The organism is Candidatus Aegiribacteria sp., assembly GCA_021108435.1.
In the GTDB taxonomy this organism is placed as follows: domain Bacteria; phylum Fermentibacterota; class Fermentibacteria; order Fermentibacterales; family JCC-6; genus Aegiribacteria.
Map to the genome: position 1 here is coordinate 1 of JAIOQY010000208.1, position 6,406 is coordinate 6,406.

The window sequence follows — 6,406 nt, forward strand, 5'->3', positions numbered from 1 at the left end:
CCCGGAACAGGGATATGCCCTCCCACCCTGTATACCGCGAGGAGAATGAAAGTATAGAATATCTTCTTTCTCAGTTCAGGTATTTTCAGGATGTTTTCAAAGCCGCGCATTATTCAAGAACCTCCACCGAACCACCAGCGGATTTAATAATTTCCAACGCTTTTGAACTGAAAGAGTGAGCACATACTGTAAGAACCTTATCCAACTCTCCCTTTCCCAGAATTTTCACCGGACGAAACCTTGATGAGATTAATCCCGCTTTCTTCATATCGTCTGGTGTCACAACGCTTTCAGCGCTGAATCTGCTCAGATGACAGACATTGATAACCTGATAATTCCTGGCGAACCGTGCGTTGTTGAAACCCTTGTGGCTCATTCGCCTTTGTATGGGCATCTGTCCACCTTCGAACCAGGGTTGAATACTCCCTCTGGCCTTCTGCCCCTTATTTCCCTTGCCGCTGGTTCCGCCGGTACCCGTTCCGCGGCCGCGACCTCGCCTGGATGAACGCTTTGCCGCTCCTTTAGCGGGTCTCAGATGCTGTAAGCGCCTCATTCCTCAACCTCCTCGACCTTCAGCAGATGCGAAACTCTGTTAATCATTCCGCGAATCTGCGGGTTGTCCTGGTGCGTGACGGGACGATGCAATCGTCTTAGTCCGAGAGCCTCAAGTGTACGTTTCTGCACTTCTATGCGGCCGATTGCGCTTCTCACCTGAGTGATTCTGAGTTTCCTGTCAGCCATCGGTACTCCTTCTGGCGATCGCCGCCTGCCGGTATCCGCTGACCCTGTCGATAAGTACAAGGTCTCTTAATCCTTCCATTGTTGCCTTGACAACATTATGAGGATTATTCGAACCCTGAGATTTCGTGAGTACATCCTTTATTCCGGCACATTCCATTATGGCTCTCACAGCAGCACCGGCAATAACGCCCGTACCAGGACTGGCAGGACGCAAAATCACACTTCCAGCACCGCTCTTGCCAAGTATCCTGTGAGGGATAGTTCTGTTGTCAATTAGTGGAATACTTATCATGCTTCTTCTGGCATTATCCTGAGCCTTCCTTATAGCTTCAGGAAGCTCGGTTGCTTTTCCAAGTCCGACACCAACTTTTCCTTTGGCATCACCAACAGCAACAACGGCATTGAAACCGAAGTTTCTCCCGCCTTTTGTTACCTTCGCGACTCTGTTGATCGCTATGAGTCTGTCAATGAGACCGGCTTCTTCAAGTTTCGATATTCTTCGTTTCCTGTCCGGCTTGGATGCCTTGTCCTTTCTGTCGTTACTCACCTGATGGACCACCTCTTCTAAAACCTGAGCCCGGCTTCGCGGGCATTATCCGCAAGCGCCTTGACTCTTCCGTGATAAGGATGACCTCCGCGATCAAAGACCACTTCCTTAATGCCATTTTCTATCGCCCTCGCGGCAACGAGTTTGCCAAGTCTCGAGGCCTGTTCGGTCTTACTTTCCTTTTTAACTGTGGAAAAACTCCCGGATTTGCTCGTTACCGTAAGTAAGGTTTTTCCTGCAACGTCATCGATAAGACTGGCTTCTATATGTCTGATCGATCTTCTGACCAGAAGCCTCGGTTTTCCAGCGGCACCGCTCACTCTCTTTCGGATGTGAACATGCCGACGGCGGAGACGCTGCTTCCTGTTCAATTTTGCCATTCCCGGTCTCCTCCTGACTTAAGTTATCGTCTTAGCGGCTTTGCGCTTGACATGTTGATCCGAGTAGCGAAACCCGATAAGGTTGTATGGTTCAACCTTTTTAACCTTATAGAGTTCCGAGCTGAACGCACCAACCAGCTGTTTGTCATTCCCGATTACAGTAAGCGTGAATGAGTTCTGCCCCGGTTTTATCTCCAGTTCCAGGCCAACAGGTATTTCAAAAAGAACTTTATGCGAAAAACCAAGCTGCATTTCCAGCATACGGCCCTTGATTTCAGCCTGGAATCCTTTTCCCTGAACGATGAGTGTTTTACTATGTCCAGTTGAAACACCCTGAATTCTGTTCGCAAGATGAGCTCTGGTTGTGCCGTGAGACATTTTGATCTCTTTCGAATCCTCTTTTGTCGAAACGATCACAACACCATCTTCGGTTTTCACTTTGATTCCCAAAGGAATCTGCAGAGTCATTTCTCCTCTGGGTCCTTTAACAGTGAGAAGTTTTTTCTTCTCAGATAATGTAACCTTGTCAGGCAAAGGAATGGGTAATCTGCCTATTCTCGACATATGGTTCCCCTTTCCACTACCAGACGTGGAGCAGAACTTCGCCGCCCACGTGCTGTCTTCTTGCTTCTGAATCAGTAAGAATTCCCTTTGGTGTTGTTAGAACAGCCATGCCTCGGCCGCCCATTACCTTCTGAATATCCTTTGAACTTTTGTATACCCTGCAACCCGGTTTGGATATTCGTTTGATTCCTACAATCAGAGGTTGATCACTCCGATACGCAAGATAAACCCTCAGCATATCCTGCTTACTATCCTCGATTTTCCTGAATCCCCTGATGAATCCTCCGTTATACAATGTTCTTGCAATTGATATCTTCAAATTGGACGCAGGAATATCAACCATTTTATGTTCAGCCCGGGAAGCATTTCTGATCCGGGTAAGCATATCGGCTATTGGATCTGTCATTGACATTTTCTTTGCCTCCCTACCAGCTGGCTTTACGTACGCCCGGAAGCAGGCCTCTGTTAACCATGTCCCGGAAACAGATTCGACAAATTCCGAATTTTCTCAGGAATCCCCTTGGGCGTCCGCAAATGCAGCACCTGTTGTATTTCCTTACCTTGAATTTGGGGGTCCTCTTCTGTTTTTCTATGAGAGCTTTTCTAGCCAATTTATCACCACCCCCTGTTATCGCCCGGTTCGAATGAAGGGCATGCCAAGAAACTTAAGAAGCTCAAGACCTTCCTCATCCGTCGGAGCGGTTGTTACTATTGTAATATTCATTCCCCTGAATTTATCGATACTGTCTACGTTAATCTCAGGGAATATCGCCTGTTCTTCAATACCGAAATTGTAGTTGCCGCGCCCGTCAAATCCACGCGGAGACAATCCTCTGAAGTCCCTTACCTGTGGAATTGAAAATGTTATCAATCGATCAAGAAACTCCCACATTTTATCTTTCCTGAGAGTAATGAATACTCCTATTGGAGTTCCTTCCCGAAGGCGGAATCCCGCAATTGATTTTTTCGCTTTTGAAACCACCGGCATCTGACCGGTGATTGTGGCGAGCTGCTCAGTGGCATTTTTCAGGTTGTTCGCGTTATCCATGGCTTCTTTTCCAAGACCCATGTTAATAACAACCTTTGAAACACGGGGGATTCGATTAACGTTTTCATACTCGAAACGTTTCATCATTTTATCCTTCAGCTCATCCCGGTATAATTTCTCTAGTCTGGGAAGCTTTCTCATAAGTCACCCCCTAACCGGTGGAAATAGTCTCATTGCAGAGTTTACAGTTCCGCATGAGACGTCCTTCATCATCCCGGGTACGTTTGATTCCCCCTGCTTTACCACAACCAGGACAGATCACCCTGAGATTCGTAACGTGAATAGGCGCTTCCTTCTCAATAATTCCTCCCTGCTGATTGCGGGAGGATGGCCTGGTGTGCCTCTTTATCAGATTCAATCCTTCTACAATCGCCCTGTTCTTCGCATGGAATACTTTCAGTACTTTTCCATCTTTGCCGCGGTCCGCGCCGGAAATAACCAGCACTTTGTCACCCTTTTTAATGTGCATCAGATCACCTCCGGAGCAAGCGAAACTATTTTCATGAAGTGCTCGCGCAGTTCACGGCCCACAGGCCCGAAGATCCTGGTGCCTACCGGTTGGTAAGCTTCATCAAGGATAACAGCAGCGTTGTCACCGAACCGGACAGATGTTCCATCGGCTCGATTAAGTTCCTTTTTTACTCGGACAATCACTGCTCGCCGAACTTCACTTGCCTTTACAGCACCATCGGGAATAGCATCCTTTACAGTTACTACAATCACATCTCCAATTGTAGCGTATCTGCGTTTACTCCCGCCAAGAACTTTTATGCAAAGTACCGTTCGGGCACCGGAATTATCCGCAACCTTCAGTCTGGATTCCTGCTGAATCATCGCTGTTTCCTCCTATCGTGCCCGTTCCACAATATCAAGAATGCGCCAGCGTTTATTCTTCGAGACGGGTCGTGTCTCCGCTATGGTAACGATGTCACCCTTATTACACTGGTTCTCGGTATCGTGGACGAAATACTTTGTTGTGGTTCGGTAGCGCTTCTTGTAGACCCGGTGCGCCTTGAGGGATACAACCTCAATAATCACAGTCTTATCCATGGCGCTGGAAACCACAGTTCCTTTTAGAACTCTTCTGTTTTTTACCCTGGTTTCTGCCATCTTTACAGTCCTTCCCCGGTACTGCGTTCAAGACCCAGATCAAGCTCTCTTATCAGCGTGAGAGTCCTGGCCAGATCTTTGCGAGCTACTCGCGTTCGAAGGGGATTGTCCAGTTGCTGAGTTGTGCTCCGAAATCTCAGGTTGAAAAGCTCCTGTCTCAGTTCCCGGACATGTTCTTCAAGTTCTTCACGGCTCATTGATCGAAGCTCGTGAGTTCTCATCTACAGCTCCTCCCGGTCCCGGATAATGAACCTTGTTTTAATTGGTAATTTGTGACCTGCAAGCCTCATAGCTGATTTTGCCAATTCCAGTGGCACTCCTTCCAGCTCAAACATCACTCTTCCAGGTTTTACAACAGCAACCCAATGATCCACCGCACCCTTTCCTTTTCCCATTCTGGTCTCAGCCGGAGTGGAAGTTACCGGTTTGTCAGGGAAAACCCTGATCCAGACCTTTCCACCTCGTTTCACATGTCTGGTGAGAGCAACTCGAGCTGCCTCAATCTGAGCGCTGGTGATCCATCCAGGGTCGAGAGCCTGCAACCCGTATTCACCAAAGGATACTGTTCCACCACCCTTGGTCTTACCTCTCATCCGTCCGCGGTGCTGTTTTCTATACTTCGTTCTTTTTGGCATCAACATCAGTGATCACCTGCCAATCGCTGACCCGGATATTGGAGGCTCATGAATTTCACCATGATAAATCCAAACTTTTACACCTATTATTCCGTAAGTCGTTCGGGCGATTTCTCTGGAGAAATCAATATCCGCTCTAAGTGTATGAAGAGGAACTCTGCCTTCGTGATAAGTGTTCCTCCGTGACATTTCAGCGCCACCGAGTCTTCCTGCGCAGGATACTTTTATACCTAAAGCACCGTCGGTCATGGCATCTCTGATAGCCATCCTCATAGCTCTTCTGACAGATACTCTTCCCTCAAGCTGACGAGCGATCTTATCAGCAACAAGAGTTGCGTCGCATCTGTCTTTCCTGATCTCCTGAACTTTCGTCCTTACGGTTTTGTTACCTACAAGCACTTTCAGCTCGTTGGTAATTCTGTCAATATTGCTGCCTTTACTGCCGATTACCTGACCCGGTCTTGCGGTCCAGATAACGACTTCTACTTCCTGTGGCTTCCGGAATATCTCTATTCTCGATACTCTGGCTTTCTCAAGTCTTGAGCCAAGGTATCTTCGAATATCGGTATCCTCTTTCAGGTACTCCGCATACTTCTTCCCCCTGGCGAACCAGGTAGAGTCCCAGCCGCGACTGATACCGAGACGAAGGCCGACAGGATTGGTTTTCTGACCCATACTACTCCTCTCGTCCCTGTCCGGCTGTCTCATCATTGTTGACAACCGTGACTGTTATATGACTTGTCCTGTGACGGATCTTCGTTGCTCTTCCCCTGGCACGGGGTCTCCATCGCATGATTGTGGGACCTTCGTTCACAATCACGTTAGTTACAACAAGTTCATCCACATCAAGTCTCTCTCCTTCTGACTTATGAATGGCGTTAGCCACAGCGGAGTCCAGTATCTTCTCTATGATTCTGGAAGAGTTCCTCGGAACGGTCATCAGGACTGACAGAGCCTGGTTAACCGTTTTGCCACGGATGAGATCCGCAATATACCTTGCTTTCCGTGGTGGAACCTTGACGAATCTTGCTTTTGCAATTGCTTCCATATTCGTCTCCACCTATCCTTTGGGCTTCGCCTGTTTTACTGATTTGGATTCGCGGTGCCCGCGGAATGTCCGCGTAGGAGCGAACTCGCCAAGTTTATGACCGACCATGTTTTCTACAACGTAGACCGGTATAAACTTCCGACCATTATGAACAGCAAATGTATGTCCCACGAATTCAGGAGGAATGGTTGATCTGCGGGACCAGGTTCTGATTATCTTCTTCTCCCCCGAAGCCTCCATCTTACTGACTTTTTCAGCCAGTCTCTCTTGGATATAGGGACCCTTCTTCAATGAACGGGCCATAGCCTACTTCCTCCTTTTTCCAGTGGGTCT

At 48.0% G+C, this 6,406-nt stretch carries 16 protein-coding genes; all 16 read right to left on the reverse strand.

Annotated elements, in window-relative coordinates; translation table 11 throughout:
• Positions 1-109 precede the first annotated feature (109 nt).
• Positions 110-553 (reverse strand): 50S ribosomal protein L15, encoded by a 444-nt coding sequence (gene rplO / locus K8R76_12560; protein ID MCD4849007.1) that lies wholly within the window; start codon positions 551-553, stop codon positions 110-112.
• On the reverse strand, positions 550-741 hold the full coding sequence (gene rpmD / locus K8R76_12565; GenBank protein ID MCD4849008.1) for a 50S ribosomal protein L30: 192 nt from the start codon (positions 739-741) through the stop codon (positions 550-552). The genes rplO and rpmD overlap by 4 nt, the downstream gene beginning before the upstream one ends.
• A complete protein-coding gene (gene rpsE, locus K8R76_12570) occupies positions 734-1,237 on the reverse strand; it encodes a 30S ribosomal protein S5 (protein ID MCD4849009.1) in 504 nt (167 codons plus the stop codon). The genes rpmD and rpsE overlap by 8 nt, the downstream gene beginning before the upstream one ends.
• 68 nt (positions 1,238-1,305) lie before the next feature.
• On the reverse strand, positions 1,306-1,668 hold the full coding sequence (rplR, locus tag K8R76_12575) for a 50S ribosomal protein L18 (GenBank protein MCD4849010.1): 363 nt from the start codon (positions 1,666-1,668) through the stop codon (positions 1,306-1,308).
• 18 nt (positions 1,669-1,686) lie between these two features.
• Complete coding sequence (gene rplF, locus K8R76_12580) at positions 1,687-2,232, reverse strand: 50S ribosomal protein L6 (protein MCD4849011.1); 546 nt, start codon at positions 2,230-2,232, stop codon at positions 1,687-1,689.
• Positions 2,233-2,248: 16 nt separating this feature from the next.
• Entirely contained in the window at positions 2,249-2,644 is a 396-nt protein-coding gene (gene rpsH, locus K8R76_12585; protein MCD4849012.1) for a 30S ribosomal protein S8, read from the reverse strand.
• Positions 2,645-2,657: 13 nt separating this feature from the next.
• Complete coding sequence (locus K8R76_12590; GenBank protein ID MCD4849013.1) at positions 2,658-2,843, reverse strand: type Z 30S ribosomal protein S14; 186 nt, start codon at positions 2,841-2,843, stop codon at positions 2,658-2,660.
• A gap of 17 nt (positions 2,844-2,860) precedes the next feature.
• Positions 2,861-3,421, reverse strand: a complete 561-nt coding sequence (gene rplE, locus K8R76_12595) for a 50S ribosomal protein L5 (GenBank protein MCD4849014.1) — start codon at positions 3,419-3,421, stop codon at positions 2,861-2,863.
• Between the two features lie 10 nt (positions 3,422-3,431).
• Complete coding sequence (rplX, locus tag K8R76_12600; protein ID MCD4849015.1) at positions 3,432-3,749, reverse strand: 50S ribosomal protein L24; 318 nt, start codon at positions 3,747-3,749, stop codon at positions 3,432-3,434.
• The gene (gene rplN / locus K8R76_12605) at positions 3,749-4,114 is read right to left on the reverse strand and encodes a 50S ribosomal protein L14 (protein ID MCD4849016.1); all 366 of its coding nucleotides are present in this window, start codon (positions 4,112-4,114) and stop codon (positions 3,749-3,751) included. The genes rplX and rplN overlap by 1 nt, the downstream gene beginning before the upstream one ends.
• Before the next feature lie 12 nt (positions 4,115-4,126).
• On the reverse strand, positions 4,127-4,390 hold the full coding sequence (rpsQ, locus tag K8R76_12610) for a 30S ribosomal protein S17 (GenBank protein ID MCD4849017.1): 264 nt from the start codon (positions 4,388-4,390) through the stop codon (positions 4,127-4,129).
• A 2-nt stretch (positions 4,391-4,392) separates the two neighbouring features.
• Complete coding sequence (gene rpmC / locus K8R76_12615) at positions 4,393-4,611, reverse strand: 50S ribosomal protein L29 (protein ID MCD4849018.1); 219 nt, start codon at positions 4,609-4,611, stop codon at positions 4,393-4,395.
• Complete coding sequence (gene rplP / locus K8R76_12620) at positions 4,612-5,031, reverse strand: 50S ribosomal protein L16 (GenBank protein MCD4849019.1); 420 nt, start codon at positions 5,029-5,031, stop codon at positions 4,612-4,614.
• Between the two features lie 6 nt (positions 5,032-5,037).
• Positions 5,038-5,700 carry a 30S ribosomal protein S3 gene (rpsC, locus tag K8R76_12625; protein ID MCD4849020.1) on the reverse strand — a complete coding sequence of 221 codons (663 nt, stop codon included), beginning with the start codon at positions 5,698-5,700 and terminating at the stop codon, positions 5,038-5,040.
• Position 5,701: 1 nt separating this feature from the next.
• Positions 5,702-6,073, reverse strand: coding sequence for a 50S ribosomal protein L22 (gene rplV, locus K8R76_12630; GenBank protein MCD4849021.1), 372 nt, complete (start codon positions 6,071-6,073; stop codon positions 5,702-5,704).
• A 12-nt stretch (positions 6,074-6,085) separates the two neighbouring features.
• Positions 6,086-6,376 (reverse strand): 30S ribosomal protein S19, encoded by a 291-nt coding sequence (gene rpsS, locus K8R76_12635; GenBank protein ID MCD4849022.1) that lies wholly within the window; start codon positions 6,374-6,376, stop codon positions 6,086-6,088.
• Between the last annotated feature and the right edge of the window lie 30 nt (positions 6,377-6,406).

Coding starts and splice junctions, on each gene's coding strand:
- rpsC (MCD4849020.1), bottom strand. CDS start 5,700: ATGGGTCAGAAAACCAATCCTGTCGGCCTTCGTCTCGGTATCAGTCGC.
- rplX (MCD4849015.1), bottom strand. CDS start 3,749: ATGCACATTAAAAAGGGTGACAAAGTGCTGGTTATTTCCGGCGCGGAC.
- rplV (MCD4849021.1), bottom strand. CDS start 6,073: ATGGAAGCAATTGCAAAAGCAAGATTCGTCAAGGTTCCACCACGGAAA.
- rplE (MCD4849014.1), bottom strand. CDS start 3,421: ATGAGAAAGCTTCCCAGACTAGAGAAATTATACCGGGATGAGCTGAAG.
- rplP (MCD4849019.1), bottom strand. CDS start 5,031: ATGTTGATGCCAAAAAGAACGAAGTATAGAAAACAGCACCGCGGACGG.
- rpmC (MCD4849018.1), bottom strand. CDS start 4,611: ATGAGAACTCACGAGCTTCGATCAATGAGCCGTGAAGAACTTGAAGAA.
- rpmD (MCD4849008.1), bottom strand. CDS start 741: ATGGCTGACAGGAAACTCAGAATCACTCAGGTGAGAAGCGCAATCGGC.
- rpsQ (MCD4849017.1), bottom strand. CDS start 4,390: ATGGCAGAAACCAGGGTAAAAAACAGAAGAGTTCTAAAAGGAACTGTG.
- rplR (MCD4849010.1), bottom strand. CDS start 1,668: ATGGCAAAATTGAACAGGAAGCAGCGTCTCCGCCGTCGGCATGTTCAC.
- rplF (MCD4849011.1), bottom strand. CDS start 2,232: ATGTCGAGAATAGGCAGATTACCCATTCCTTTGCCTGACAAGGTTACA.
- rpsS (MCD4849022.1), bottom strand. CDS start 6,376: ATGGCCCGTTCATTGAAGAAGGGTCCCTATATCCAAGAGAGACTGGCT.
- rplO (MCD4849007.1), bottom strand. CDS start 553: ATGAGGCGCTTACAGCATCTGAGACCCGCTAAAGGAGCGGCAAAGCGT.
- rplN (MCD4849016.1), bottom strand. CDS start 4,114: ATGATTCAGCAGGAATCCAGACTGAAGGTTGCGGATAATTCCGGTGCC.
- rpsH (MCD4849012.1), bottom strand. CDS start 2,644: ATGTCAATGACAGATCCAATAGCCGATATGCTTACCCGGATCAGAAAT.